The organism is Streptomyces sp. NPDC043685, from assembly GCF_056436585.1.
This window is the reverse complement of record NZ_JBWKCH010000001.1, coordinates 782,425-809,332: the sequence shown is the minus strand read 5'-3', so window position 1 is coordinate 809,332 and position 26,908 is coordinate 782,425. Positions and strand designations below refer to the sequence as shown.

Annotated in this window: 26 protein-coding genes and 2 tRNA genes; 11 read left to right on the top strand and 17 right to left on the bottom strand. The window is 71.3% G+C overall.

All coding sequences use genetic code 11. From position 1 onward, the window contains the following. Positions 1-76: 76 nt before the first annotated feature. The 6 genes from AC0665_RS03810 to AC0665_RS03785 form a co-directional block, all read right to left on the bottom strand. A complete protein-coding gene (locus AC0665_RS03810; protein ID WP_478704357.1) occupies positions 77-1,324 on the bottom strand; it encodes an HD domain-containing protein in 1,248 nt (415 codons plus the stop codon). Continuing rightward, the gene (locus AC0665_RS03805; RefSeq protein ID WP_478704356.1) at positions 1,321-2,658 is read right to left on the bottom strand and encodes an HD-GYP domain-containing protein; all 1,338 of its coding nucleotides are present in this window, start codon (positions 2,656-2,658) and stop codon (positions 1,321-1,323) included. Before AC0665_RS03805 ends, AC0665_RS03810 begins: the two co-directional genes overlap by 4 nt. A gap of 153 nt (positions 2,659-2,811) precedes the next feature. Continuing rightward, positions 2,812-3,123, bottom strand: coding sequence for a mycothiol system anti-sigma-R factor (gene rsrA / locus AC0665_RS03800; protein ID WP_031132298.1), 312 nt, complete (start codon positions 3,121-3,123; stop codon positions 2,812-2,814). Beyond that, positions 3,120-3,806, bottom strand: a complete 687-nt coding sequence (sigR, locus tag AC0665_RS03795) for an RNA polymerase sigma factor SigR (RefSeq protein WP_468407661.1) — start codon at positions 3,804-3,806, stop codon at positions 3,120-3,122. The genes rsrA and sigR overlap by 4 nt, the downstream gene beginning before the upstream one ends. Positions 3,807-4,116: 310 nt before the next feature. Further along, positions 4,117-4,770 (bottom strand): alpha/beta hydrolase family protein, encoded by a 654-nt coding sequence (locus AC0665_RS03790; protein WP_478609902.1) that lies wholly within the window; start codon positions 4,768-4,770, stop codon positions 4,117-4,119. A gap of 1 nt (position 4,771) precedes the next feature. Next, the gene (locus AC0665_RS03785; protein WP_363117191.1) at positions 4,772-5,587 is read right to left on the bottom strand and encodes an SOS response-associated peptidase; all 816 of its coding nucleotides are present in this window, start codon (positions 5,585-5,587) and stop codon (positions 4,772-4,774) included. A 50-nt stretch (positions 5,588-5,637) separates the two neighbouring features. Between AC0665_RS03785 and AC0665_RS03780 the strand changes: the two genes are divergently transcribed. The 4 genes from AC0665_RS03780 (at position 5,638) to AC0665_RS03765 (ending at position 9,284) form a co-directional block, all read left to right on the top strand. Next, positions 5,638-6,360, top strand: coding sequence for a M50 family metallopeptidase (locus AC0665_RS03780; protein ID WP_468407420.1), 723 nt, complete (start codon positions 5,638-5,640; stop codon positions 6,358-6,360). A gap of 109 nt (positions 6,361-6,469) precedes the next feature. Next, complete coding sequence (gene aroA / locus AC0665_RS03775) at positions 6,470-7,786, top strand: 3-phosphoshikimate 1-carboxyvinyltransferase (RefSeq protein WP_478609898.1); 1,317 nt, start codon at positions 6,470-6,472, stop codon at positions 7,784-7,786. A 17-nt stretch (positions 7,787-7,803) separates the two neighbouring features. Next, positions 7,804-8,814 carry a ribosome small subunit-dependent GTPase A gene (gene rsgA, locus AC0665_RS03770; protein ID WP_468638716.1) on the top strand — a complete coding sequence of 337 codons (1,011 nt, stop codon included), beginning with the start codon at positions 7,804-7,806 and terminating at the stop codon, positions 8,812-8,814. Between the two features lie 146 nt (positions 8,815-8,960). Continuing rightward, positions 8,961-9,284 (top strand): DMT family transporter, encoded by a 324-nt coding sequence (locus AC0665_RS03765; RefSeq protein WP_468407414.1) that lies wholly within the window; start codon positions 8,961-8,963, stop codon positions 9,282-9,284. A gap of 7 nt (positions 9,285-9,291) precedes the next feature. Here AC0665_RS03765 and AC0665_RS03760 read toward each other — a convergent pair whose 3' ends face one another. Together AC0665_RS03760 and AC0665_RS03755 are read right to left on the bottom strand one after the other, a co-directional pair. Then, positions 9,292-9,900: a TetR/AcrR family transcriptional regulator gene (locus AC0665_RS03760; RefSeq protein WP_478609895.1), complete on the bottom strand. Its 609-nt coding sequence runs from the start codon at positions 9,898-9,900 to the stop codon at positions 9,292-9,294. 180 nt (positions 9,901-10,080) lie between these two features. Beyond that, complete coding sequence (locus AC0665_RS03755; RefSeq protein ID WP_478704355.1) at positions 10,081-10,752, bottom strand: DUF4097 family beta strand repeat-containing protein; 672 nt, start codon at positions 10,750-10,752, stop codon at positions 10,081-10,083. Between the two features lie 227 nt (positions 10,753-10,979). Between AC0665_RS03755 and AC0665_RS03750 the strand changes: the two genes are divergently transcribed. From AC0665_RS03750 to AC0665_RS03740, 3 genes are all read left to right on the top strand, one after another. Then, on the top strand, positions 10,980-11,723 hold the full coding sequence (locus tag AC0665_RS03750; protein ID WP_468407410.1) for a GbsR/MarR family transcriptional regulator: 744 nt from the start codon (positions 10,980-10,982) through the stop codon (positions 11,721-11,723). Positions 11,724-11,756: 33 nt separating this feature from the next. After that, the gene (hisN, locus tag AC0665_RS03745) at positions 11,757-12,557 is read left to right on the top strand and encodes a histidinol-phosphatase (RefSeq protein WP_468407408.1); all 801 of its coding nucleotides are present in this window, start codon (positions 11,757-11,759) and stop codon (positions 12,555-12,557) included. Between the two features lie 130 nt (positions 12,558-12,687). Then, the gene (locus AC0665_RS03740; protein WP_363117182.1) at positions 12,688-13,077 is read left to right on the top strand and encodes a CBS domain-containing protein; all 390 of its coding nucleotides are present in this window, start codon (positions 12,688-12,690) and stop codon (positions 13,075-13,077) included. A gap of 69 nt (positions 13,078-13,146) precedes the next feature. Here AC0665_RS03740 and AC0665_RS03735 read toward each other — a convergent pair whose 3' ends face one another. Continuing rightward, on the bottom strand, positions 13,147-14,598 hold the full coding sequence (locus AC0665_RS03735; protein ID WP_478604633.1) for a catalase: 1,452 nt from the start codon (positions 14,596-14,598) through the stop codon (positions 13,147-13,149). Positions 14,599-14,743: 145 nt separating this feature from the next. On the opposite strand from AC0665_RS03735, the gene AC0665_RS03730 reads away from it, so the two are divergent. Further along, positions 14,744-15,160: a Fur family transcriptional regulator gene (locus tag AC0665_RS03730; RefSeq protein WP_031110441.1), complete on the top strand. Its 417-nt coding sequence runs from the start codon at positions 14,744-14,746 to the stop codon at positions 15,158-15,160. 137 nt (positions 15,161-15,297) lie between these two features. Here AC0665_RS03730 and AC0665_RS03725 read toward each other — a convergent pair. From AC0665_RS03725 to AC0665_RS03710, 4 genes are all read right to left on the bottom strand, one after another. After that, positions 15,298-15,371 (bottom strand) — tRNA-Met (locus tag AC0665_RS03725). Positions 15,372-15,571: 200 nt separating this feature from the next. Then, a complete protein-coding gene (locus tag AC0665_RS03720) occupies positions 15,572-17,395 on the bottom strand; it encodes a tetratricopeptide repeat protein (RefSeq protein WP_363117180.1) in 1,824 nt (607 codons plus the stop codon). Between the two features lie 236 nt (positions 17,396-17,631). Beyond that, a tRNA-Met gene (locus AC0665_RS03715) sits at positions 17,632-17,705 on the bottom strand. Positions 17,706-17,762: 57 nt separating this feature from the next. Next, complete coding sequence (locus tag AC0665_RS03710) at positions 17,763-20,705, bottom strand: UPF0182 family membrane protein (protein ID WP_468407659.1); 2,943 nt, start codon at positions 20,703-20,705, stop codon at positions 17,763-17,765. A 163-nt stretch (positions 20,706-20,868) separates the two neighbouring features. Between AC0665_RS03710 and AC0665_RS03705 the strand changes: the two genes are divergently transcribed. Continuing rightward, the gene (locus AC0665_RS03705) at positions 20,869-21,411 is read left to right on the top strand and encodes a PPA1309 family protein (RefSeq protein WP_478604637.1); all 543 of its coding nucleotides are present in this window, start codon (positions 20,869-20,871) and stop codon (positions 21,409-21,411) included. A gap of 50 nt (positions 21,412-21,461) precedes the next feature. Here the strand turns inward: AC0665_RS03705 and AC0665_RS03700 are convergent, their stop codons facing one another. From AC0665_RS03700 to AC0665_RS03685, 4 genes are all read right to left on the bottom strand, one after another. Continuing rightward, on the bottom strand, positions 21,462-22,553 hold the full coding sequence (locus tag AC0665_RS03700) for a YlbL family protein (RefSeq protein WP_478704354.1): 1,092 nt from the start codon (positions 22,551-22,553) through the stop codon (positions 21,462-21,464). Between the two features lie 100 nt (positions 22,554-22,653). Then, positions 22,654-22,818 carry a hypothetical protein gene (locus AC0665_RS03695; protein ID WP_363117177.1) on the bottom strand — a complete coding sequence of 55 codons (165 nt, stop codon included), beginning with the start codon at positions 22,816-22,818 and terminating at the stop codon, positions 22,654-22,656. A gap of 115 nt (positions 22,819-22,933) precedes the next feature. After that, the gene (locus tag AC0665_RS03690; RefSeq protein WP_468407399.1) at positions 22,934-23,395 is read right to left on the bottom strand and encodes a molybdenum cofactor biosynthesis protein MoaE; all 462 of its coding nucleotides are present in this window, start codon (positions 23,393-23,395) and stop codon (positions 22,934-22,936) included. A gap of 151 nt (positions 23,396-23,546) precedes the next feature. Beyond that, positions 23,547-24,671, bottom strand: coding sequence for an SDR family oxidoreductase (locus AC0665_RS03685; protein ID WP_363117175.1), 1,125 nt, complete (start codon positions 24,669-24,671; stop codon positions 23,547-23,549). A 192-nt stretch (positions 24,672-24,863) separates the two neighbouring features. On the opposite strand from AC0665_RS03685, the gene AC0665_RS03680 reads away from it, so the two are divergent. Together AC0665_RS03680 and AC0665_RS03675 are read left to right on the top strand one after the other, a co-directional pair. Beyond that, a complete protein-coding gene (locus tag AC0665_RS03680) occupies positions 24,864-26,366 on the top strand; it encodes a zinc-dependent metalloprotease (RefSeq protein WP_478507221.1) in 1,503 nt (500 codons plus the stop codon). Beyond that, positions 26,363-26,890, top strand: coding sequence for an NUDIX hydrolase (locus AC0665_RS03675; protein WP_478704353.1), 528 nt, complete (start codon positions 26,363-26,365; stop codon positions 26,888-26,890). The genes AC0665_RS03680 and AC0665_RS03675 overlap by 4 nt, the downstream gene beginning before the upstream one ends. Positions 26,891-26,908: the final 18 nt, after the last annotated feature.

Here is a 26,908-nt window from a genome sequence, read left to right as displayed (position 1 = left end):
TGTGTTTCGAGCCCCCGGACACCTTCTCCTTCGCATCCAACCACGTACGGCCTCGAGGGCGCTCATTACCCATGGGTTACCCAGCCACGGGCAGCGTCAGACTGCTCCTTGCCAGTACCCGGGCCAGTGATTCCACCACCTCCGGGGCGTACGTCCCGGCGGTGGCGAGCCGGAGTTCCTCCAGCGCCGTCAGCGGCCCGCCGGGCCCTCCTTCCCTGGACTTCTCCTCGTACGCGTTCACGGCCCGGACGATTCGCGCGGCGAGGGGCTGCTCGGGGTCGGGGTCGGCCTGCCGCTCCACGACCACGGCCACCGCCTCGTCGACTCCCGTCTGCCGGACGACGGCTCCGCCGAGCAGCGCGATCCGCCGCTGCTCGGCGGCGGGCAGCGCGGCGGTGGCGCCCGCGGGCACCGGGTCGACAAGGCTCAGCTGCCCGATGTCGTGCATGAGCGCGGCGTACTCCAGCACGGCCAGCTCGGGCTCGGTCAGCCCCAGGTCACGCCCCACCGCCTGGCTGAGCGCGGCGACGCGCCGGGCGTGCCCGGCCGGGGTGTAGCCGGCGACCTCGGTGGCCCGGGCCAGGGAGGCGATGGTCTGCCGGTAGGTGGCGCGGACGGCGGCGTACCTGCGGAACGACAGCTGGGCGAGCAGCAGCGGCACCGAGAAGACGGGCAGCGCCCACAGCCCCACGACGGCGACCGCCAGCGCCATCACCGCGCCCGTGGCGATGACGGCGGACCCGATGCCGCACACTGCCCGCAGCTCGTCCCGCAGCACCGGCCCGAAGGGCCAGCCGGTGCGGGTGCGGGCCAGGGCTGCGGCGAGGACCGCGTCGCACAGCGCGGTCAGCGACAGCAGCGCGAGCAGCAGCAGCGCGTAGGCGGGTCCGCCCCAGTCGTCGAACATCCCCCGGTTGTAGGGGGGCTGGAAACACACGGCGACGAACCCGACGGTGAGCACCCGGCGTGCCAGGTGGTCGAGGGTGGGCCCCTGCCCGCGCGCGATGTGCGGCACGCTGCCGAGCAGCGAGGCGGCCAGCACCACGGCGACGACCTGGGCGGGACCGTGGTGCGTGGCCTGCCCGCCGGCCTCCCCCAGCAGCCCGTACGACAGGGCCGCGGCGGCGCCGAGCGGTGCCGGTTCCCGGACCTGTGCGCCGTTGTGGCGGCTGAGCTCACCGACGGTGACGAGGACGCCGAAGGCGAGGGCGACCCCGCGCTCCTCCAGCCCGTCGTGGAGGGTGACGGCGAGGGAGCCGGCGGCGAGCAGGGCGGCACAGGCGTGGACGAGGGTGAGGAGCGGTGGCGGCCGGTACGCCCTCATCGGTGCGCTCCCGGCCGGCTGGACAGGGGCGCGCCGGGCGGGGGCACCCGGGGCGGGCGCCGTTCCTCGTCGTCGGCGGTCACCGCGGGGTGCCATCCCGTGCGCCCGACGGCTTCGACGAGGGCCGTCACCATCACCGGGTCGAACTGGCTGCCCGCGCACCGCTCCAGCTCCGCCAGGGCCATGGGAACGGGCCGGGCCCTGCTGTAGCTGCGGGTGGAGGTCATGGCGTCGAAGGCGTCCGCGACCGCGACGACCCGGGCGGACTCCGGGATCTGACGGCCCACCAGGCCGTACGGGTAGCCGCTGCCGTCCAGCCGCTCGTGGTGGTGCAGCACGGCGGCGCGGGCCTCGCCGAGGAAGCCGATGCCGCGCACCATCTCGTGCCCGTACTCCGGGTGCAGCTCGATGACCCGCCGCTCCTCGGGCGTCAGCGGCCCGTCCTTCCTGAGCAGCCGGGTGGGCACGCCCAGCTTGCCCACGTCGTGCAGGATCCCGGCGAAGCGGAGCACCTCGACGCGCTCGTCGGCCATGCCCAGCTCGCGCGCGATCATCATGGAGGCCTGGCCGACGCGCTCGCTGTGCCCGCGGGTGTACCCGTCCTTGATGTCGACGGCCTGGACCAGCGCCCGGATGGTCGCCTGGTGTGCGGCGCGCTCCCGGTGGTACTGCGCGAACGCCCACCACGAGACGCACATGGGCAGCAGCACGAGCAGCGCGGCCACGGGACCGTAGGGGCTGCGCCACAGGACGGCCATCATCAGCCCGGCGAGGCCGTGCACGGCGATCGGCGCGAGGGAGCGCGCCACCAGGCCACGCCAGGCCCGCCGTGCCGGCACCCGCTCCGCCGTGGCCAGGATCCCGCCGTCCAGCAGCGCCAGCACCAGGCAGAACACCAGCACGGCCGCCCCTGCGGGCCCGAGGGCGTACGGGACGTCGCCCGCCGCGACCGCGTCCCGCCCGCCGAGCAGCCGGTGCGTCTCGGCGGCGGCTCCCACCCCGAGGACGAGCTGGGCGGCCCGCCACACGCGCCGGGGCGCCACGGGCCGCCGCCCGACCTGCGAGAGCAGCGCACCGGGTACGACCACCAGCGCCGCGGCGGGCGCGGGCAGCAGGAAGGCCCCGGCGAGCAGCACGGGATAGAAGGTCCCGGCCGGATGGGAGATGCCCACGAACCGGGACCGGGCGACGCGCTCGCATCCGGCGTACAGCGCGGCGAGCAGCGCGACCGCCCACCAGGAGGTGCGCACGCCCGGCAGCGGCAGCAGGCAGAGCAGCGCGGCCGTGGTGACACAGGCGATGTAGACACGTGCCCGTGCCGGTACCGCTTCCATGAGCCCCCTCCCCCGGCCATGTCCGTCAGGCTCGGAGCCTAGGGCGGAGGCAGGGGGGTGCACGGGCGTATCACGCGCTGATTAGCACGGTCGAGTGACACGTTCGAGGGCGACTACCCGCTCAGAACGGGGTAGTTGAAAAGCGCAGGAGTGTCAGGACTCCTGGGACGTGGCGGGCGAGGCCGTGACGTCCTGCTCGGGGACGGCCTGGCCGGAGCGGATCAGCTCGATCCGCCCCATGACCTTGTCCCGCAGGTCGCCCGGCACGTCGTCGTGCCCGCAGCAACGCTTGACCAGCTTCTTGACGGCCTGCTCGAGCCCGTACTTCTCGAGGCAGGGCGAGCACTCCTCGAAGTGGTGCTCGAACTTCACGCAGTCCGAGTCCGGCATCTCACGGTCGAGGAACTCGTAGAGATGATCGAGGATTTCGCTGCAATCCGTCTCGTGCGGCTCTCCGCAGCTCATGACCCCGAGCCTTTCGCTTCGTTCGACTCTCCGGCGCCGGCCGGGACCATCCCGCGGTCACGGGCGTAGTCCTCCAGCATGCCGCGCAGCTGACGGCGGCCCCGGTGCAGCCGGGACATGACCGTACCGATGGGTGTCCCCATGATGTCGGCGATCTCCTTGTAGGCAAAGCCCTCGACATCCGCCAGATAGACGGCGATGCGGAACTCCTCGGGGATCGCCTGGAGTGCTTCCTTCACGTCCGAGTCGGGCAGGTGGTCGAGCGCCTGCGACTCCGCGGAGCGCAAGCCCGTCGACATGTGCGACTCGGCACGGGCGAGCTGCCAGTCCTCGATCTCCTCGGCCGCGGAACGCTGGGGTTCGCGCTGCTTCTTGCGGTACGAGTTGATGAAGGTGTTGGTGAGGATCCGGTACAGCCACGCCTTGAGGTTGGTGCCCTCGCGGAACTGGTGGAAGGACGCGTACGCCTTGGCGTACATCTCCTGCACCAGGTCCTCTGCGTCGGCCGGGTTGCGCGTCATGCGCAGCGCGGCCGAGTACATCTGGTCGAGGAACTCGAGCGCGTCCCGCTCGAAGCGCGCACTGCGCTCCGTGGCCGTCTCCGCACCCGTGCCGCCCTGGCCCTCGGGCTGCTCCGCCTGGCCGTTTTCGGTCCCTGCGTCGGTCCCAGTGACCGGACCCACCTCCTCGAATGCTCTCGTGAGACCGAGACCGGTCTCACCCGAATCGGAGGATAGACGACGATCCGGCCCGCCCGCCGCCCGAACAGGGGCGGTCTTCGCCGCGTGCAGCACCGTCCAGTCCAGGTCGGCGCGGCTGCTGCGGGTCGAATCAGATTCTGCCGGGCGCAGCCCGTCCACGGGGTGGTGGCGGGTGACGGGCGGGCAGATGGTCGAACCCATGCGGCGGACTCCCTCTCCTACGACGTCGGTGCTGGTCTCCAGCACGTACGTCCCGCACAACAGCGACCACCGCCACGGCATTCCCGAAGCTTTACCCGAGTGACCCGGTCCACTTGACGACCGCGTCCGTGATGAGCGCCACGGCCTCATTCTGCGAGAGGTCCGCACGTTTCGGCACGGCGAAACCGTGATCTCCGTACGGGACCTCCACGAACTCGTACGGTCCGCCGGGAAACTCCTCCGGCCTCCCGAACGGGTCGTTGCCGCCCTGCACCACGAGGGTGGGCACCCCGGAGCCCAGCAGCTCCTCCGCGCGGGATTTCTCCGGCTTGCCCGGCGGGTGGAGCGGGAAGCTGAGCGCGAGCACCGCGCGGGCGCCCAGCTCGGTGGCGGTACGACAGGCGACCCGGGCTCCCGCGCTGCGCCCGCCGGAGATCACCGGCAGTCCCGGGGCGGCCAGCGCGGGCCAGACGCCGCGCCAGCCGGTGTCCAGGGTCCGGGGCGCGGGCGCCAGCTTCTTCCCGGCCACGCGCCAGGGCTGTTCCACCCGGGCCACGGTCACCCCGTGCGCGGGCAGGACCTCGGCCAGGGCTTTCAGGTCACGGGCCTCGATACCGCCGCCGGCGCCGTGGCCGACGGCGAGGACCAGGCGGGCCCGGTCGGCGGGGTGCCAGGTGATGCGGGCGGTTCCGGCCTCGGTCTCGACGGTCTCGGTGGCCTCACCGGCTGCGTTCGCGTTCGTCACGTCAGAAGAGTGTGCCCTCTTCGGGTCCTTCCAGCTCCTTCAGCAGCTCCGGCCCGTTGTTGCGGACGTTGCTGACGGCCGTGGTGACCGGGTAGGCGCGCATCAGGCCGGCGGGCGGTGGGGCGAGCAGCTCGCGCAGCTCGCCGGCGTCCGTGCGGGACGGGTCGAGCCAGGCGTCCCAGCGGTCGGGCGTCAGCATCAGCGGCATCCGGGGGTGGATGTCCGCCAGCGCCCGGGGCCCCTCGGCCGGCGCCACCCCGAGCGGGCTGGTCTCGGCCTCCGTGGTGATGACCGAGCACGTCACCCACCAGGCCTGCGGGTGGTCGTCCGGCAGCGTCTTGTCGCGCCAGAACTCGTACAGCCCGGCCATGGCGAAGACCGACCCGTCCGCCGGGGTCACGAAGTACGGCTGCTTGCGGGGGCGCTTCTTCCTGCCCTCGACCTCCAGCTCGCGCTCCTGGGTGCCGGTGACCCACTCGTAGTAGCCGTCGGCGGGCAGGATGCAGCGCCGGGAGGTGAAGGCCCGGCGGTAGGAGGGCTTCTCGTGGACGGTCTCCGCGCGGGCGTTGATCATCCGGGCGCCGCCCTCCGGGGTCTTGGACCAGGACGGGACGAGCCCCCACTTCAGGGTGCGCAGCTGGCGAACCGGCCGCGGGTCGTCCGCGTCTTTCAGGGGGCGGTCCAGGACGGCGTGGACCTCTTTGGTGGGCGCCACGTTGTAGTCCGGCGCGAGGGTCTCCTCGGGCTCCCACTTCTCGACCTCGAAGATTCCCGCGAGATCCTCTGGCCTACGACTCGCTGCATACCGTCCGCACATACGTGCCACACTGCCAGATTCCATCCGACCGCAGGGAGCCAACGCCGCACATGGACAGCACCGCAACCGCCTCGCTCGCCTCCCTCTGGGACGAGGTGTCCGGCACGCAGCCCGATCCCGACCTGTGGGTGGTGCTCGCGACGCTGGGCGCCGCCCTCGCCGTGGTGGTCCCGCACGGCCTGTGGCGCATCTCCCGCAACGCCATCACGATCGCCCACGAGGGCGGCCACGGGCTCGTGGCCCTGCTGACCGGCCGCACCCTGACCGGCATACGTCTGCACTCGGACACCAGCGGCCTGACCGTCAGCCGCGGCAAACCGCACGGCATCGGCATGATCCTCACTGCGGCCGCCGGCTACACCGCCCCGCCGCTGCTGGGCCTGGGCGGTGCGGCCCTGCTCGGCGCCGGCCGCATCACGCTCCTGCTGTGGCTGGCGACGGCCCTGCTGCTCGCCATGCTGGTGATGATCCGCAACGCCTACGGGGCCCTGACCATGCTCGTCACCGGTGGCCTGTTCGTGACGGTGTCCTGGCTTGCCGGGCCTCAGGTGCAGGCGGCGTTCGCGTACGCGGTGGTGTGGTTCCTGCTGCTCGGCGGGGTCCGTCCGGCCTTCGAGCTCCAGGCGAAGCGGGCGCGGGGCGGGGCGGGCGACTCGGACGCGGACCAGTTGTCGCGGCTGACGCACGTACCGGCGGCGCTGTGGTTCTTCCTCTTCCACGCCGTCTCGCTGTGCTCGCTGCTCGGCGGAGGACGCTGGCTCCTGGGTCTGTGACAACCGGCCGGGGAGGGCCTGGGGCCGCCCCGGCGCACGGCTCGTCCCGTGGGCGCCACCGGTCCCACGGCGCCGTACTCGGGGCTCGGGCTGCTTATAAAGTAAAGGCATGGCCCCGAACACCGCAGACACCGCCCTCTGGCCCGCCCCGCACGCGAGCGGAGCCGTCGACGCGACGGTCCACGTGCCCGGGTCCAAGTCCGTCACCAACCGCGCCCTGGTCCTCGCCGCCCTCGCCTCCGAGCCCGGCTGGCTGCGCCGCCCCCTGCGCTCGCGCGACACCCTGCTGATGGCCGGCGCGCTGCGCGCGATGGGCATCGAGATCGAGGAGGGCGTGGGCCCCGACGGCACCGGTGAGGCCTGGCGGGTGCTCCCCACCGGCCTGCGCGGCCCGGCCCAGGTCGACGTCGGCAACGCCGGCACGGTGATGCGGTTCCTGCCCCCGGTCGCCGCCCTCGCGGACGGCCCCGTCCGCTTCGACGGCGACCCCCGTTCCTACGAGCGTCCGCTGAACGGCGTCATCGACGCGCTGCGTCAGCTCGGCGCCCGGATCGACGACGACGGCCGCGGGGCGCTGCCGATGACCGTGCACGGCAGCGGCGCCCTGGACGGCGGCACGGTCGCCATCGACGCCTCCTCGTCGTCGCAGTTCGTGAGCGCGCTGCTGCTGTCCGGCCCGCGCTTCAACCAGGGCGTCGAGGTCCGCCACACCGGCGCCACGCTGCCCTCGATGCCGCACATCCGCATGACCGTCGACATGCTGCGCGCGGTCGGCGCCCAGGTGGACACGCCCGAGTCGGGCGGTGAGCCGAACGTCTGGCGGGTCTCGCCGGGTGCCCTGCTCGGCCGGGACCTGGTCGTCGAGCCGGACCTGTCGAACGCCCAGCCGTTCCTGGCGGCGGCGCTGGTGACCGGCGGCAAGGTCGTCGTCCCGGACTGGCCCTCGCGCACCACGCAGCCCGGTGACCGGCTGCGCGAGATCTTCACCGAGATGGGCGGCTCCTGCGAACTGACCGAGTACGGGCTGGTCTTCACCGGTTCCGGCTCGATCCACGGCATCGACGTCGACCTGGGCGAGGTCGGCGAGCTGACGCCGGGCATCGCCGCGGTCGCGGCCCTGGCGGACTCCCCCTCGACCCTGCGCGGGGTGGCCCACCTCAGGCTGCACGAGACGGACCGGCTGGCCGCACTCACGAAGGAGATCAACGAACTCGGCGGCGACGTCACGGAGACCGCCGACGGCCTGCACATCCGCCCGCGCCGCCTGCACGGCGGGATCTTCCACACCTATGACGACCACCGCATGGCCACGGCCGGCGCGATCATCGGGCTGGCGGTGGAGGGCGTGCAGATCGAGAACGTGGCGACGACGGCCAAGACCCTGCCCGATTTCCCCGATCTGTGGACCGGGATGCTCGGGGCGTAGGACGCAGGGATCACGTCATGCGCCGCTACGGCAAGCACACCGACGAGGACGACATCCGCACCCGTCCCGGCCGCCGCAACACCCGGCCCCGGACGAACCTGCGTCCCAAACACGACGACGCCGCCGAAGGCCTCGTCCTCACCGTCGACCGGGGCCGTCTGACCTGCCTCGTCGAGGACCGCGTGGTCATGGCGATGAAGGCCCGCGAGCTGGGCCGCAAGGCAGCGGTGGTCGGCGACCGGGTGGCCCTGGTGGGCGACATGTCGGGCAAGAAGGACACGCTCGCGAGGATCGTGCGCATCGAGGAGCGGACCTCGGTCCTGCGCCGCACGGCGGACGACGACGACCCGTACGAGCGCGTGATCGTCGCCAACGCCGACCAGCTGGCGATCGTCACCGCCCTGGCCGACCCGGAGCCCCGCCCCCGGCTGATCGACCGCTGCCTGGTCGCCGCCTTCGCCGGCGGCCTGGAACCGCTGCTGGTCCTGACCAAGTCGGACCTCGCCCCGCCCGACAAAATCCTGGAGCTGTACGGTCACCTCGACCTCCCGCACGTGGTCACCAGCCGCGAGGAACTGCAGAACGGCAGCGCCGTCGCCCGGGTGCGCGAGCAGCTCGACGGCAAGATCACCGCGTTCATCGGCCACTCCGGTGTCGGCAAGACGACCCTCGTCAACGCACTCGTCCCGGAGGAACGGCGCCGTACGACGGGACACGTGAACGCGGTGACGGGCCGGGGCCGGCACACCACCACCTCGGCGCTGGCGCTGCCGCTGTCGGGCGGTGACGGCTGGGTGATCGACACCCCGGGCCTGCGGTCCTTCGGACTGCACCACGTGGATCCGTCCCAGGTGATCCACGCCTTCCCCGATCTGGAGCCGGGCACCGAGGGCTGCCCGCGCGCGTGCAGCCACGACGAGCAGGACTGCGCGCTGGACGCCTGGGTGGCCGCGGGGCACGCGGATCCCGCGCGCCTGTACTCGTTGCGGCGGCTGCTGGCCACGCGGGAGCGGACGGAAGGCGACTGACCTCCGCGTTGTTTGTCCTGGGGCGCGGGCGGTAAGTGCATAATCGCACCCAAGCCGGATGCGGGCCCGGCCCGAGCCCGGCGGGCGCGATGGACGCGACGCGTCGACGAAGCGGTCACTGAACGTGGGATACGGGAGGACGACTCATGGCGTGGCTGCTGGTCATCGTGGCCGGGTTGCTCGAGACCGGCTTCGCGGTGTGTCTGAAGCTCTCGCACGGCTTCACCCGGCTCTGGCCGACGGTCGCCTTCTGCGTCTTCGCGCTCGGCAGCTTCGGCCTGCTGACCCTCGCGCTGCGCAAACTCGACGTGGGTCCCGCGTACGCGGTGTGGACCGGCATCGGGGCGGCGGGGACGGCGATCTACGGCATGGTGTTCCTGGGTGACCTGGTGTCGACGCTGAAGCTCGTGTCGATCACCCTCGTCATCATCGGCGTGATCGGGCTGCAGTTGTCGGGGTCGGCCCACTGACGCCCTGTCAGTCCGCCTGCCGTTGCAGGGCGCTGCGGACCAGGTCGGCGACGCCGCCCTCGCCGGGCGGCGCGGCCACGCAGGACAGGGCCAGCCGGACGGCGAGTTCACAGGAGCGGGCCAGGTCGGCGGTGTCCGGCCTGGGCGTGCCAGCGCCCGCCAGGACGGTGACGGCCCGGTCGCGCACGAGGGCGACGAAGTCGCCGGGTGAGGGCAGCGGCCCGTCGGCGCGGCGCTGGGCCGGTACCGCCGAGGTCGACGGCGCGGACGCCAGGGCCGGGGCGGGCAGCCGCTCGCTCCAGCAGCCGGTGAGCATGGCGCGCACGAGGATGTTCTCCCGGGCCGCGGAGGCGGTCCACTCCGCGGTGGCCGTGAGCCGGTCGCGGGGATCGCTGTAACCGGCGAGAGCACGGTCCACCCCGGCGAGATATCCGTCGGCCTCGCGTCTGACGAGCGCCCGGGCGAGACCGTCCTTGCTGCCGAACTCGTTGTACAGCGTCTGCCGGGACACTCCGGCCGCCGCGGCCACGTCCACCATCCGTACGGCGGACCACGGCCGGCGCGCCAGTGCCGTGAAGGCGGCGTCCAGAAGAGATTCCCGCGCTGCAGGCATCATCGCCTCCCCTTGGGGCGAGCGGCTCTGGGCCCAGGTTTGACGCGCCCGGACCCACTGTCAAGGGTTCGCGAATGCGCGTGGGGGCGCGTTTCGGCCTTGTCGCGCGGGGTGTTGGCCCACGCGACCCGTCACCTCCGGTCCCGGCATTCGGGGGTGCTCCTTCGGGAAGGCCGCGCCCGTTCAGAGGCTGCGGGCGGTGATGTCGCCGTGGCCGGTGGTGGCGTGGAGGGTGAGGGCGGCCGTGGCTCCGTCGGCGTTCTTGAGGGAGTTGTGGATGCGGCCGTGGCCGGTGCCGGCGTCCAGTGAGGCGGAGACGCCGTGGGCGGCGCCGACTTCGATGTCGCCGTGTTCGGTGCGCAGGGTGACGGCTCCGCGGACGGCCTGGGCGATGCGGAGGTGGCCCTTCTGGGTGCTGACGCGGGCCGGTCCGCCCAGGCGGCCGACGGTGATGTCACCGTCGAGCAGGCTCAGGTCGGCGCTGCCGGTCTCGTCGAGCTTGACCGTGCCCTGTGCGGCCTCGAAGGTGACGTCGCCGAGGCGTCCGACACCGCGTAGTTCGGCGGTGGCCGCCTTGGCCTCGACGCGGGAGCCGGCCGGCAGCTGCACGGTGACCTCGACGGAGCCGGAGGGGCCGAGGATGCGGTTCCTGGCCGCCGGGGCCTCGATGCGCAGGACGCCGTCGGTGCAGGTGACCTCGATCTGCTCGGCGGCCTTGGTGTCACGGCCCTTGGCGGCATCGGCGGGAAGGACCTCGACGGTGGTGTCGGTGCGGTCGGCGGCGATGAACCGCAGGTGCCCGGCGGGGATGTCGACGACGGCGGTGAGGGGGGCGGCGGTGTCGAAGGTCTGCATCGGGTGCTCCTCGTTCGTGGGTCTGTTGTTTCCGATGAAGGAAAAGCTACGTTGCATTCACAGCTCCAGCAACATGCGCGTTGCGCTCAACGGACATAACCCCTGGTGAAAGCAGAGAAATCAGAGCAATGAGCCTGCCGGGTAACGCAACAACCCACCTCCCCTCGTTGCAATGAATGTGCATGAACGCTATGGTGCGATCACTGCCGCACAACGAAGGAGACCCGATGCCGGGAGGCAGACTCACCCAGCAGGAACGCCAGCAGATCGCACTGGGTCTGGCCGACGGCCTCGCCTACGCGGAGATCGCCCGGCGCCTCGACCGCCCCACCTCGACGGTCACCCGCGAGGTCATGCGCAACGGGGGCCCCACCGCCTACCGCGCCGACCTGGCCCACCGCGCCACCGAACGCCGCGCCCATCGCCGCAGGCAGGCCGCACCCCGGGACCCGAAGGCGCCCTCGCCGGCCGACGGGCGGGACGCCGAGGCCGTCCGCGAGTTCGAGGAGACGTTCACCACCGTCCTCATGGGCTCGGGCATGCCCAAGATGATGTCCCGGGTGATGGCATGTCTCTGCATGACCGACTCCGGCAGCCTCACCGCCTCCGAACTCGCCCAGCGCCTCCAGGTCAGCCCCGCCTCCGTCTCCAAGGCGATCGCGTTTCTCGACAGCCAGGGCCTGGTCCGCAGGGAGGCGGGCGAAGGCCGCCGCGAGCGCTATGTCGTCGACGACGACGTCTGGTACCAGTCGATGATGGCCAGCGCCCGGTCCATCGCCCAGGTCGTCGACATCGCACGGCAGGGCGTGGGCGTCCTCGGCCCGGGCACGCTCGCGGCCGCCCGCATGGAGAACGTCGCCCGTTTCCTCGACTTCGTCTCCGAGAGCACCGCCCGCGCGGCGGAACAGGCACGCGCGATCCTCCACACCCGGCCCGAAACCACTTCCGACTCCCCCACAAACCCCGTGTAGCCCCACCCCCACCTCGGCAGATAGGTTCGTTGCATGCCCGACTACCTCGACGACCTGCGTCTCGCCCACGTCCTCGCCGACGCCGCCGACGCCGCGACGACGGACCGGTTCAAGGCCCTCGACCTCAAGGTCGAGACCAAACCGGACATGACCCCGGTGAGCGAGGCGGACAAGGCCGCGGAGGAGCTCATCCGCGGCCAGCTCCAGCGCGCCCGCCCCCGGGACGCGATCCTCGGCGAGGAGTACGGAGTGGAGGGCACCGGTCCCCGGCGCTGGGTGATCGACCCGATCGACGGCACCAAGAACTACGTACGGGGCGTTCCCGTCTGGGCCACGCTCATCTCGCTCATGGAGGCCGGCGAGGGTGGCTTCCAGCCCGTCGTCGGCGTCGTCTCCGCCCCCGCCCTCGGCCGCCGCTGGTGGGCCGCGAAGGGCCACGGCGCGTTCTCCGGCCGCAGCCTCAGCAAGGCCACGCGGCTCCAGGTCTCCCGCGTCTCCAAGCTCTCCGACGCCTCCTTCGCGTACTCCTCGCTCAGCGGCTGGGAGGAGCAGGGCCGGCTGGACGGCTTCCTGGACCTGACCCGCGAGGTGTGGCGCACGCGCGCGTACGGCGACTTCTGGCCCTACATGATGGTCGCGGAAGGCGCCGTCGACATGTGCGCCGAGCCGGAGCTGTCCCTGTGGGACATGGCGGCCACGGCCATCGTCGTCACCGAGGCCGGCGGCACCTTCACGGGCCTCGACGCCCGCCCGGGCCCCCACAGCGGCAACGCGGCCGCGTCGAACGGGCTGTTGCACGACGAGTTGCTGGGGTATCTCAACCAGCGCTACTGAGCCCCCCGTTGTTACCGAGCGCCCCCTTGTTGACCCTCCCTTTGCCTGCCACTCTGAGAGTCCCCCCACTTGTGAATTTGTGAAATTCCGAACGAACGGCGGGGGAGACTCCCAGGAGGTGGCTCCATCCATGCTCGTCCGTGACGCCATGAGCACTGTCGTCCTCACCATCGGCCCGACCCACACCCTGCGCCAGGCCGCCGCGTTGATGTCCGCGCGCAAGGTCGGGGCGGCCGTGGTCCACGACCCCGACGCCGGCATCGGCATTCTCACCGAGCGCGACATCCTCAACTCCGTGGGCCTCGGCCAGGACCCGGACACCGAACGCGCCCACGCCCACACCACCAACAACGTCGTGTTCGCCGCTCCCGCCTGGACGCTGGAGGAGGCGGCGGCCGCCATGGCGCACGGAGGCTTCCGGCACCTCATCGTGCTGGAGGACGGCGAGCCCACCGGCATCGTCTCGGTCCGCGACATCATCCGCTGCTGGGCACCGGCCCGTCAGCGCGTTCCGGCGTGACACACGGACGGGCCGGGCCCCCGAGGGGACCCGGCCCGTCCGCTACCGCAAGCGGTCCAGCGCTGGAGTTCAGCCGCGCAGGGCCTGGACCGCGACCTCCAGCCGCTTGCCGTAGTCTCCGTCGGCCCGACGGAAGTTGTCGATCGCCCGCTCGACGATGTCGTCGCGCGAGACCTTGGCGATGAAGCCCGCCAGGTTGGCGATCAGGCGCTCCTTCTCGCCCTCGCTCATCAGCCGGTAGAGAGTGCCCGCCTGCACGAAGTCGTCGTCCTCGGCGTGCACGGGCGCCTCGTGGTTGCCGGTGGTGCCGCCCACGGCGACGGCCGACCACAGCGGGCGGTCCGTCTGGAACGGCCCACCGAAGCTGTTCGGCTCGTAGTTCTTCGCGCCCCCGTGGCGGCCGTCGTAGAGGTGGCCGTCCCGGGAGTGGGTGCGCGCCACGGTGGCGTGCGGGCGGTTCACCGGCAGGTGGTCGGCGTTGATGCCGACGCGGTAGCGGTGCGCGTCGCCGTAGGCGAAGAGGCGGCCCTGGAGCATCTTGTCCGGGGAGGGGCCGATGCCCGGCACGAAGTGGGCCGGGCTGAAGACCGACTGCTCGACCTCGGCGAAGATGTTCTCCGGGTTCCGGTTGAGCTCCAGCTTGCCGATCTCGACGACCGGGTGGTCCGCGTGCGGCCAGACCTTGGTCAGGTCGAACGGGTTGAAGCGGTACGTCGCCGCCTCGGCCACCGGCATGATCTGCACGCCGACCGTCCAGGTCGGGTACTCGCCCCGCTCGATGGCCTGGCGCAGGTCACGCTGGTGGGAGTCGGGGTCCTCACCGGCGAGCCGGGCGGCCGCCTCGGCGGTCAGGTTCTTGATGCCCTGGTCCGTCTTGAAGTGGTACTTCACCCAGAAGGCCTCACCGGCCGCGTTGCTCCACTGGAAGGTGTGCGAGCCGAAGCCGTCCATGTGGCGGTACGAGGCGGGGATGCCCCGGTCGCCGAACAGCCAGGTCACCTGGTGCGTGGACTCCGGTGACAGGCTCCAGAAGTCCCAGACGTTGTCCGCCTCGGTCGAGCCGGTGTACGGGTCGCGCTTCTGGGTGTGGATGAAGTCCGGGAACTTGATGGCGTCCTTGATGAAGAACACCGGGGTGTTGTTGCCGACGAGGTCGTAGTTGCCCTCCTCGGTGTAGAACTTCAGCGCGAAGCCGCGTGGGTCGCGCACCGCGTCCGCCGCGCCCAGGTTGCCGGCCACCGTCGAGAAGCGCAGGAAGACCTCGGTCTGCTTGCCGACCTCGGAGAGGAAGGCCGCGCGGGTGTACGGCGTGACATCGGCGGTCACCGTGAAGGTGCCGTAGGCGCCCGCGCCCCGGGCGTGCACGACCCGCTCCGGGATGCGTTCCCGGTTGAAGTGGGCCAGCTTCTCCAGCAGGAGCTGATCCTGGACGAGCACGGGGCCGCCGACGCCCGCGGTCTCGCTGTTCTGGTTGTCGGCGACCGGAGCTCCGGCCTCCGTCGTAAGCGGCCCCTGCGTCACGTGCGCCTCCTGCACCGTTCCTGACCACACCTGCACCATGGCCAAAGTCATCCCAGATCCTACAATAGACATTGTCTAAAGCAAGCAGGACTCTAATCTCACACCTGTTCGCGACCTGGTCCCCTTGGCTGTTAGGCTGGTAGCCATGAGTGACCTTCTGGAACGCCTGCGCGGACGCGGATGGCGGATGACCGCGCAGCGGCGCGTCGTGGCCGAGGTCCTCGACGGCGAACACGTCCATCTGACGGCCGACGAGGTCCATGCCCGGGCCGTCGCCAAGCTCCCCGAGATCTCCCGGGCGACCGTCTACAACACGCTGGGTGAGCTCGTGACCCTCGGCGAGGTGCTGGAGGTCTCCACGGATCAGCGCGCCAAGCGGTACGACCCGAACGCCCATCAGCCGCACCACCACCTGGTCTGTGCCCAGTGCGGTGCGATCCGGGACGTCCACCCGGTCGGCAACCCGCTGGCGGACCTTCCCGACACCGAGCGCTTCGGGTTCACGGTCTCGGACGTCGAGGTGACGTACCGCGGCGTCTGCCCGAACTGCGCGGCCGCCTAGCCTTCTCCGCATGAGCCCCGGCACCGATGAGTGCCGGGGCTTTGCGCTACCTGTGCGCCCATGCGCGTGCGCCGAGGCGCCAGGCCGAAAAACACCTAGGGCCGGAACCCTTTCGGATTCCGGCCCTAGGCCTTCAGTAGCGGGGACAGGATTTGAACCTGCGACCTCTGGGTTATGAGCCCAGCGAGCTACCGAGCTGCTCCACCCCGCGTCGTTGAATGCAACGTTACGTCAATGACGAGGGCAGATGCAAATCGCTTAACGGGGACGGTTCACCGAGCGACTGGCAACGGCTGCCCCACCCGGCCACGCCCACCGCGGACGGACCGAGCCGCGGCGCCTCCCGGCACCACCGCGCGGCAGGCGTCCCCGCCACCCACCGGGGGCGGGGACGCAGGGCCCGGGCCGCCCTCACGCGGACAGCTCCTGCCGCAGCGCGTCCCGCAGCCGCTCCGCCCGCTCGGTGACCGACGCCGGGCCCAGGGACACGGCCCGGTCGGCCCACCGCTGCCCCTCGGCCAGCTCACCCCGACGCGCGTAGACCAGGGCGAGCCGCAGCGCCGCCCGCCCGTGCCCCGCGTCAGCGGCCCGGGTCCACCAGACCGCCGCCTCGGGCTCGCTCCCCTCCCGGGCCAGCAACAGCCCGAGGTTGAACGCCCCGTTGCGTGATCCGGCCTCGGCCGCCTCGCGGTACCAGCGAGCCGCCTCGACGACATCGCCCCGGGCCGCCGCCAGCATGCCGACCCGCACCTGCGCCCGCCGGTGCCCCTGGGACGCCGCCCGCTCGTACCACTCCTCGCACTCGCTGCGCCGGTGCACGGGCTCCCCGAGCTCGTGCGCGGGCTCCGGCGGCCGGCGCGCGTCGAGCACCGTCGCCAGCCGGTACGCGGCCTCGGCGCTCCCGCCCCCGGCCGCACACCGCAGGTGCCGCTCGGCCTCCTGCTCGTCGCCCTCGCGCAGCCTCGCCATGCCGACCTGGAGCGCCGCCTCGGTGTGCCCGGCCGCGGCGGCCCGCTCGTACCACCCCAGAGCGGCCTGCTCCTCGCCCCGCCCGGCATGCAGGATGCCGAGGTTGAAGGCCGCGTCCACACTCCCGGCCTCCGCGGCCTTGGAGAACCACGGCTCCGCACCCGTCTCGTCGCCGGCCCGCAGCAGCAGGATCGCCAACGCGTTCGCGGCCTCCCGGTGCCCCGCGTAGGCCGCGCGCCGGTACCACTGCTCGGCCTGCGGGGTCCGCCCCTGCTCGGCGCAGAGCAGGCCGAGGTTGTACGCGCCGTTGACGTCACCGGCGTCCATCGCGGCCCGGTACCACCGCTCGGCGGTCTGGGTCTCGCCCCGCTCGGCGTGCAGCGCGCCCAGCGCGTTCGCCGCGTTGCCGTCGCCGTCCTGGGCGGCCCGCAGCCACCACACGGCGGCGTTCTCGGTGTCGCCGGCGTCGCGCAGCAGGAAGCCGAGGGCGCAGGCGGCCCGCGCCTCGCCGTCCTTGGCGGAGGTCAGGTACCAGCGCCCGGCCTCCTTGAGCTCGCCGCGCCGCTCCAGGATCGTCCCGAGGTGCAGCGCGGCCCGCCGGTGGCCGCGCGCGGCCGCCTGGCGGTACCACTGCTCGGCCTCCTCGGCGCCCTGGACACCGTTGTCACCGTCGGCCTCCCGTGCGGCCCTGCGGTCCAAGGCCCGGGCCAGCCGGTACGCGGCCTCCCGGTGCCCGCGTTCGGCCGCGACGCGCATCCACTGCTCGGCCCCGGCGTCCCCGCGGTGCTCCAGCAGATCGGCGAGCGCGTACGCGGCCAGGGTGTGGCCCTGTTCGGCGGACTGGCGCAGCCAGTACTCGGCGGCGGGTTCGTCGCCCCGCTCGCGGTGGTGCCGGCCGAGGGCGTGCGCGGCGGCCGTGGATCCGGCGACGGCGGCGATCCGCCACCACCCGGCGGCCTCGTCGGCGTACCCCCGCTGGTGCAGGAGGACTCCCAGATTGTTCGCGGCCGCCCGGTCGCCCGCTGCTGTGGCGGCACGCAGATGAGGCTCGGCACCGTCGAGATCACCACGGCGCAGCAGCATGGCCCCGAGGACACTCATCGCCTCGACGTCGCCGGCCTCCGCGGCGAGTCTCTGCCGCAGCTCCTCGGCCGCCTCGTCGGCGATCTCCCCGGTCTCGTCCGGGGTCTCGGTGTCCTCCCGGCTGGAAGGCTGCACAAAACGCCCTGTCTCGAACAGAGTTGCCTTGTCCCCCATAACGTCCATCGTCGCACCACCTGCAACCTGGGTACACCTCGTATACCGCAGCCAGTGAGGTCACTTCAGCGTTTTGTCGACATGCCCACAGAGAGACAAGTCAAACACACATGGACCAACTCGCCCCGGCGGCGCGACCACAAGCCACGTCAGCACATGCGTTCACGCACATCACGAAGGCCCGGATTCCTGTGTGGAATCCGGGCCTTCGGTGTCACGCTGTCGCTCGAACATCGCGACTTCAGTAGCGGGGACAGGATTTGAACCTGCGACCTCTGGGTTATGAGCCCAGCGAGCTACCGAGCTGCTCCACCCCGCGCCGTTGTGTTCACAACCGTACCACGGCGCGGGATGGGCATTTCACCAGGCCAGGGCCCTAGCTGCTCGGCTTCGGGCTCGGGCTGCCGCTCGGCTTGCCGCTGGGCTTGCTCTCGCCGCCCCCGGCGCCGCCCTTCCGGCTCGCCTCGTCCTGCGCGTCCTCGGCCCGCCGCAGGGCGTCCTCGAGGTCCTTCTGCGCCTTGCCGTACGCCTCCCAGTCGTTCTTCTTCAGGGCCTCCTGGCCCGCGTCGAACGCCTTCTGGGCGTCCTCCAGGGCCTGTTGGACCGTCGGATTGTCGGACGTCGGCGGTGGCTTGGTCGTGTCGCCCTCGCCCTCGTCCGGCGGCTCGGTGGACGCGTCCGCTCCGAAGACCTTGTTGAGGGCCCCGTCGAGGGTGTTCTCGAAGGCGGTCTGGCCTCCGTAGGTGACCAGCACCTTGCGCAGCAGCGGATACTTCAGTCCGCCACCGCGTACGTAGACCGGCTCCACGTACAGCAGTCCGCCGTCGAGCGGGACCGTCAGCAGATTGCCGTACTCGACCTCGGAGTCGCCGCCTCTCAGGAGCCTGATGGACTCGGCGATGTCCTCTTGCGAGTTGAACTGGCTCTGGACCTGCTTGGGTCCGTTGACCGTGGTGTTGGTCGGCAGCTTCAGAATTCTGATCTTGCCGTAGTCGGACGTGCCCGCCTCGGCGTCGACCGCCATGAACGCGCTGAGGTTGTCCCGGCCTGTTGGGGTGAAAGTCGTCGTCAGCGAGAACGACTGCGCCTTCTGGTCGGGCATCTTCATGCTCAGGTAGTACGGCGGCACCGCGCTGCCCGACCGGTTCGTCGGGTCGTCCGGCACCTGCCACACCTCGCTGCCGCTGAGGAACGTCGTGGCGTCCTTCACGTGGTAGCGCGTGAGCAGCTCCCGCTGCACCTTGAACAGGTCCTGGGGGTAGCGCAGATGGTCCATCAGCGACTTGGAGATGTCGCTCTTGGGCTCCACCGTGCCCGGGAAGGCCTTCATCCAGGTCTTCAGGACGGGGTCCTTCGTGTCCCACTGGAAGAGCTTGACCTCGCCGGTGTACGCGTCGACGGTCGCCTTCACCGAGTTGCGGATGTAGTTGACCTGGTTCTGCTGGGCCACCACCGCGCGGTTGTCGTTGGTGGCGGTCAGCGAGTCGGCCGTGGTGTCACCGAGGGTCGTGCGCGAGGAGTACGGGTAGCCGTTCGTCGTCGTGTACGCGTCGACGATCCACTGGATCCGGCCGTCCACGACCGCCGGGTAGGCGTCTCCGTCGATGGTCAGCCAGGGGGCGACCGCCTCGACGCGCTCCTTGGGCGTGCGGTTGTACAGGATCCGCGAGCCCTCGCCGATGGCGCCGGAGTAGAGAATCTGCGGCTCGCCGAACGCCACCGCGTACGCGGCCCGGTTGACCGGGTTGGAGAGGTTGACCCCGCTGTCGCCCTTGTAGCTGGTGGTCTTCTCGCCGTTGTCGTCGGAGTAGTCGATCTCCTTCTGGGGACCGCCGACGATCGAGTACGTGGTGGTCTTCTCGCCGTAGTAGACCCGCTGCTCGTACGTGCCGAGGTCACCCTCGGAGGGCAGGTCGGACTCCGTGAAGTTCGGCCGGCCCTGGGCGTCGGCACTGGTGCCCTTGGCGGCGACCACTCCATACCCGTGGGTGTAACGGAAGTGGTTGTTGATCCAGTTTTTCTTCGGGATGCCGGCGAGGTTGATCTCACGCAGGCCGATGACGGTGTCCTGGTCCTTGCCGTCCTTGGCGTAGCGGTCGACGTCCAGGTTCTCCGGGAACGCGTAGTAGTTCCTGATCTGCTGGAGCTGCTGGAACGTCGGCGAGACGATGTTGGGGTCCATGATCCGGATGCTCGCCGTGGACCCGACGTCGTCGCGCAGCTTGGTCTTGTCCTCGGTGTTGCCGGTGCCCGAGTAGTCGGTGACCTTGGTGCCGTCGATGCCGTACGCCTGGCGCGTGGCCTCGAGGTTCTTCTCGACGTACGGCGCTTCCTTGGCCTGCTCGTTCGGCTGGACCTGGAACTTCTGCACGATCGCCGGATACAGGCCGCCGATGAGAATGGCCGAGAGCACCATCAGTCCGAAGCCGATGACGGGCAGCTGCCAGGTGCGCCGCCAGATGGTGGCGAAGAACAGCAGCGCGCAGATGACGGCGATGCAGAACAGGATCGTCTTGGCCGGCAGGTAGGCGTTGGCGTCGACGTACCGCAGGCCCGTCCAGTTGTCGGTCGCCCTGAAGTCGCTGGACTTCACCGCGAGTCCGTACCGGTCGAGCCAGTACGCGACGGCCTTCAGGGCCACGAAGACACCGATGAGCACCGACAGGTGCCCGGTGGCCGCGGCCGTGGCGCGGGCGCCGGGGCTGGTGACGCGCAGACCGCCGTACAGGTAGTGGGTGAGCGCGGCGGCGATCACGGACAGGATCGCGGCGGCGAAGCCGAAGCCGAGCAGGAACCGGTACCAGGGCAGGTCGAAGGCGTAGAAGGAGACGTCCAGCTTGAACTGCGGGTCCTTCTGGCCGAAGGGCACGCCGTTGACCCACATGAGCCAGGTGCGCCACTGGCCGGAGGCGGAGGCTCCGGCGATCAGGCCCACCAGGGCGGTGATCCCGGCCAGCAGCCACTTCTTGTAGGGCGCGATGCCCATCCGGTACCGGTCGAGGTTCTGCTGCTCCATCGACATGGCGCTCAGCGGCGGCCGCAGCCGGTGCGCCAGCCAGATGTTGAAGCCGACGGCGAGGGCCATGAGCAGGCCGAAGACGAAGAAGAGCCCGATCTTGGTCCACAGGGTGGTGGTGAAGACCGAGGAGTAGTTCACCGACCGGTACCAGAGCCAGTCCGTCCAAAAGCCCGCGAACATGGTGAACGCCATGCCGAGAACGGCCAGGACGCCCAGTGTCATGAGCAGGGTCCGGACACGCCGGGACGGGCGGCCCACTCTCATCCGCGGCCCTGTCGGGCCTCCGCCGCGGTCCGGCATCTGGAAAGCCAAGGTGCGCACCTCGAAGTTCGCTGTTGATTCGTCACGCCCGCGTCTTCACGGACCGTGCGTGGCCCCCGTGATCGTGGGCCCCCACCTATGCAACTTACTCACCGTTTACTCGGTTCCCGATTCCGGCCGGGAACGAGGCAGGATTGTGACCATGTCCAACACTCCCATGGCTGCGAACCCGCTCACCCGGGCCGTTCTCGAGATCGACGAGTACGCCTCCGGCCTCGGCTGGGACCAGCCGGCCCGCCTTTTCGCCCTCGTCGACACCGCCCGGCTACGGGCCGAACAGCCCTCGCTCGCGGACCGGCTCGGTCTGGGGGAGGAATCGGAGAACTCCGGCCTCACCCCGATCGAGCAGGACGAGGTCCCCACGGGCAAACCGCTCGACGAGTTCCTCGCCACCATCGCCTGGCCCGACGCGGTGGCCGGCTGCGCCCTCGCCGTGGAGCGCCTGATGCTGCCGCCGTCGGCGGAGGCGCAGGTGCCGAGCGGACTGAGCGAGGCCGCGCTCACGAAGTGGGTGGCGGACCACCCGGACCGCCAGGAGGTCCGTATGACGGTCGCGGTGCTGCGCGACGGCAGCCGCGAGTCGGCCCTGCGCCTGCGCGAGAAGGACTCCCCCACCGAGGTCCTGACCGGCTCGGACCTGGTCCCGGGGCTGGCGGAGGCGCTGGCGGCGACGTTCGAGGAGTAACCCCTCGGGAGCCCAGGGGGTCCGGCTCGCCGGGCCCCACCCGTCCCGGGCTACTTACCGCACTTAGGCAGGTCCGCGGTGTCGCCGCTGCGGATGTCCTTGAGCGCCCCGAGGGCGTCCCGGATGGTGCCCACCTTGACGAGGGTGAGGCCGTCGGGGGTGTCCTTGGCGGCGGCCGCGCAGTTGTCGGCGGGGGTCAGGAAGTACTGCGCTCCCTTGGCCCGCGCGCCGACGGTCTTCATCTCGATGCCGCCGATCGGGCCGACCTTGCCCGCGTCGTCGATCGTGCCGGTGCCGGCCACGAACTTTCCGCCGGTCAGGCTGCCCGGGGTGAGCTTGTCGTAGATGCCGAGGGCGAACATCAGACCGGCGCTCGGCCCGCCGACATCGGCCAGCTTGATGTCGATGGTGAACGGGAACGTGTGGTCGGTCCCCGCCTGGATCCCCACGATGGCGCGCTTCTCGCCGTCGTCGTCGGACGCCGTCGTGGTCATGGTGATGTTCTGCGTCTTCGTCGGCGTCCGCTTCTCCTTCTCCGCGGCGGCCTGCTCCTTGGCCGGCACGATCGTGAAGCGGACCTCCTGGCCCGGCTTGTGCCGGGTGACGAGCTTGGCGACGTCGGCCGGTTCCTTCACCGTCGTGCCGTCGACGGCCTTGATCACGTCCCCCGCGTGCAGTTTGCCCTCGGCCGGGGAGCCCTTGACGACCGTGGAGACGATCACCCAGGACTTCACCGGGACGTCCAGCTCCTTCAGGGCGGCGACCTTGGCGCTCTCCTGGGACTGGCTGAACTCCTCGGCGTTCTCCTGGGTGGACTGCTCCTCGGTCTTGCCGTCCGGGTAGAGCGTCTCGTGCGGCACGACCTTGTTGTCGTGCGCGAGCCAGCCGTAGACGGCTTCCACCAGGTTCATCCGGTAGTCGGCGCTCGTGACCCGGACCGTGGTCATGTTCAGGTGGCCACTGGTGGCGTAGGTCTTCTTCCCCGCGATCTGCAGCACCTGCTCACCGTCGTGATCGCCCAGCGTGTTCACCGTCGGCCCCGGGGACATCTCCGCGTAGGGCACGGGGATGAACACTCCCGCGCACAGGAGCGCGATCAGCATCAGGGTGGAGGCGAGCATCGTCGCGGTGCGGCGTGGCATGACTCGACATTACGGGACGGTCCTGTCAGCGCACCGTCAGGGCCGCCCGTCCGGGGCGGCCCTGCGCTTCCAGCACCTGTGACCTGCTGTTCTTCGGTCGTCAGCCACCCGTGCGGGGCTTCTCCATGGCCTCTCGGAAGCGGGCGTAGCCGATGAGCTCCGGCCCGTCGTTACGGGCCTTGCGGGTCCGGTTCGCCCAACTCCCCCAGAGCCCCGCGCCGATGGCAGCCACAAGCGGAATCAGCAACCAGGCGAGCGCCGCCATGCCGACCTCCAACCCCTTTGAGCGTCCGCAACTGACTGATCAGCAGATTAACCATCCGCAGTGACAACGCTCACGCCAGGGGTGCGGTTACGCAACCGGAAGGCGGCTCACGGGATCAGCAGGCGCCGACCCACTCCTCGGTGCCGTCGGAGAACTTCTGGTGCTTCCAGATGGGCACCTCGTGCTTGAGGTCGTCGATCAGCTTCCGGCAGGCCTCGAAGGCCTCTCCGCGATGCGGGCAGGAGACGGCGACGACCACGGCGAGATCCCCGATGCCCAGGTCCCCCACGCGGTGCACGGCCGCCAGGGCCCGCACCGGGAACTCGGCGGCCACCTTCTCGGCGATCCGCCGCATCTCCGCCTCGGCACTGGGGTGGCAGGAATACCCCAGCTCGTCGACGTCGGCGCCCCCGTCGTGGTCGCGCACGGTTCCCACGAAGAGCGCGGTGCCCCCCGCCGAGTCGTCCCCGACCGCCCGGAACACCTCGTCCAGCGAGAGGGCCGTGTCCCGGATCGCGATCAGCTTGATGGGGTCCTGCGCCGCCTGCTCACCGGGATGATCGCTCGTGGTTGCCATGCCTCCATCGTGCCGCACACGGCCGACAGCGCGGAATAGAGCTATCGCCCGGCACGCGCGCGTGCGCGTTTGGAGCCTCCTACAGGGGCCCCGGTCCGGTGTTCGTGTTCCCGCGAGGATCCCCGGTCCGGTGTTCCCGCAGGGACGACCCTCAGATGCGCCGCCGGGCCTTGCGCGCCCGTCGTACGACCGCCGCCGCGCCCAGCAGCGCCACCGTCGCACCCGCGGCGCCCGCGGCCGTGGCGTCCTTGCGGCCCAGCCGCCGCCCGGCGACCGTGTGCCGGCCGGAGACCTCCTCCAGGAGTTCCGCCAGCACCTCCTCGTTGGTGTACCGCGGCCGCCACCCGGCGTCGTGCAACCGGCTGCCGCTCACCACCCAGGGGTACATCGTGTACGCCAGGTCCCCGGCCGGGGACGGCGTGAGCCCGATCCGGTGCAGTCGCGCCGCCGCACCGAGCGCGACCGCCGACGGCAGCTCCATCCGGCGGATGCCGCTGAGCTCCTCGACCTCTTCCTGCTCCAGCCAGCCGTCACACCCGACGGTCAGCTCCCCGTCGACCTTCTCCAGGACGGCGTACTCCAGCGCGCTGCACAGGTCCTCGACGTGGCAGAACTGCCACGCGGGCCGAGACCCGGCGACGACGAGGAGCCGCGGAGACTCGAAGTACCTGGTCAGCGCGGTGTCCGTGCCGCCGCCCACCAGGACGGCCGGCCGGACCACGGTGACGTTCAGTCCCGGGTGCGCCCGGGGTGCGCGCCGTGCCAGCCGTTCGATCTCCAGCAGGTCGCCTACACCCGTCGCCTCGGCCGTGGCCCGCAGCTCGGCGTCCTCGGACAGCGGCAGCTCGTTGTCGGGCAGCGCCCCGTAGACCATCGCCGAGGTGCACAGCACGACCCGGTGCACTCCGGCGGCCGCGGCCGCCGTCAGGACGGTCTGCGTCCCCCGTACGTTGTAGGCCGTTCGGGCGGCGGCGTCGGTCTCCAGATCGAGATCGAGCGCCAGGTGCACCACGACGTCGGCCCCGCGCAGCTTGTCCGCGATGGCCGGGTCCCGGACGTCCAGGATGTGCCACTGCGCCGCCGCGCACTCGCCGCGCCGCTCGTCGATGGCCACGACCTGCTTGATCTCGTCGGATGCGGCAAGCTGCTCCGTGAGCAGCGCGCCGACGCCGTACGCGGCGCCGGTGACCGCGACGACGGGTCCGCGTGCCGACGGGCTCGCGGAACTGGTTGACTGGTTTCGCGCTGCGCGAACCTGCGGATCTGGGGAACTCACCGGGCGTCTCCAGCGGTTGTCTTCAGTACGAGCGCGTCCGACGCGTGCGTACCAGGTGGCATCCATCCTGCCGCAGGCCGTCAGTCGGCGAAGCACCGAGGCCCGATCCGCCCCAGGTGTCTACGCTGGGTGGTGTTGTCGGGCAGCCGTGCCGCCGGAAAGAACCGGCGGCCCTACCAGCCGAGGAATCCCGTGAGTGACACCCCATTCGGATTCGGCCTTCCGCCGGAGGAGCCGGACGACGGCGACGAGGGCAAGAAGAAGGACCAGCAGAGCGGTGGTGGTCAGGGACCGGCCAACCCGTTCGGTTTCGGCGGCCTGCCCGGAGCCGGAGGCTTCGGCGGAGGCCCTGGCGGCCCCGGCGGCCCCGGTGCGGACAATCCGTTCGCAGCCATGTTCGGGTCGCTGAACCCCACCGACCTGGGCGCCGCGTTCCAGCAGCTGGGCCAGATGCTCTCCTACGAGGGCGGCCCGGTGAACTGGGACATGGCCAAGCAGATCGCCCGCCAGACGGTCTCCCAGGGCAGCCCTGACGGCACCAAGGACGCCAGCGTCGGGCCCGCCGACCGCAGGGCCGTCGAGGAAGCCGTCCGCCTGGCCGACCTGTGGCTCGACGACGCCACCTCGCTGCCGTCGGGCGCCGCCTCGGCGGTGGCCTGGAGCCGCGCGGAGTGGGTCGAGGCCACACTGCCCGCCTGGAAGGAGCTCGTCGACCCGGTCGCCGAGCGCGTAGGCACCGCCATGGGCGACGTCCTGCCGGAGGAGATGCAGGCCATGGCCGGCCCGCTGATCGGCATGATGCGCTCGATGGGCGGCGCCATGTTCGGCACGCAGATCGGCCAGGCCGTCGGAGTGCTCGCCGGTGAGGTCGTCGGTTCGTCCGACATCGGCCTTCCGCTGGGCCCTGCCGGCAAGGCCGCCCTGCTGCCGGTGAACATCGAGACGTTCGGCAAGGACCTCAGCGTCCCCCAGGAGGAGGTGCGGCTGTACCTCGCCCTGCGCGAGGCCGCCCACCAGCGCCTCTTCACCCACGTGCCGTGGCTGCGCTCGCACCTGTTCGGCGCGGTCGACGGCTACGCCCGCGGGATCAAGGTCGACACGGCCAAGCTGGAGGACGTGGTCGGCCAGTTCGACCCGCAGAACCCGGAGCAGCTCCAGGAAGCCCTCCAGCAGGGCATGTTCCAGCCGGAGGACACGCCCGAGCAGAAGGCGGCCCTGGCCCGTCTGGAGACGGCTCTGGCGCTTGTCGAGGGCTGGGTGGACGCGGTGGTCCACGCCGCCGCCAAGCCCCGTCTCGGGGCCGCCGACGCCCTGCGTGAGACGCTGCGCCGCCGCCGCGCCTCGGGCGGCCCGGCCGAGCAGACGTTCGCCACGCTGATCGGTCTGGAGCTGCGTCCGCGCCGGCTGCGGGACGCCTCCCGTCTGTGGGCCTCGCTCACGGACGCGCGCGGGGTCGACGGCCGGGACGCCCTGTGGCACCACCCGGACATGCTGCCGACGGCGACCGACCTGGACGACCCGGACGGCTTCGTGCACCGCGAGCAGATCGACTTCTCCGAGCTGGACAAGATGCTCGGCGAGGCGGCGGACAAGCCCGACCTGAAGAAGCAGGACGAGGGCGAGGCGGCGGACAAGCCCGACCTCAAGAAGAAGGACGAGGGCGGGGACGACGGCAAGGACGACGACGCCGGGTGAGCCTCTACGACGACACGGTCCTCGTGCTGAAGGGGTACGAGGACCAGGCAGAGCTGCGCCAGGCCTACCTGGACCACCTGGACGAGCACCCGGACGGCCTGTGGAAGGCCTGCCACGCGGGGCACATCACGGCGAGCGCCCTGGTGATCGACCCCGACGGCGGCCGGGTGCTGCTCACCCTGCACAAGAAGCTCCGGATGTGGCTCCAGATGGGCGGCCACTGCGAGCCCGGCGACGCCTCCTTGGCGGACGCGGCCCTGCGTGAGGCGACGGAGGAGTCCGGCGTCTCGGGGCTCTCCTTGCTGCCCGGCGGCCCGGTGCGCCTGGACCGGCACCCGATCCCCGCGCCGTGCAACTGGCACTTCGACGTCCAGTACGCGGTCATGGCACCACCGGACGCCGCGCACGCGATCAGCGACGAGTCGCTCGACGTGCGCTGGTTCGGCTATGACGAGGTGGCCGAGGTGGCGGACGAGTCGGTCGTGCAGCTGCTGACGGCGACGCGCGCGAGGCTAGGGGCCTGAACATCGGTAAGGGGCGAC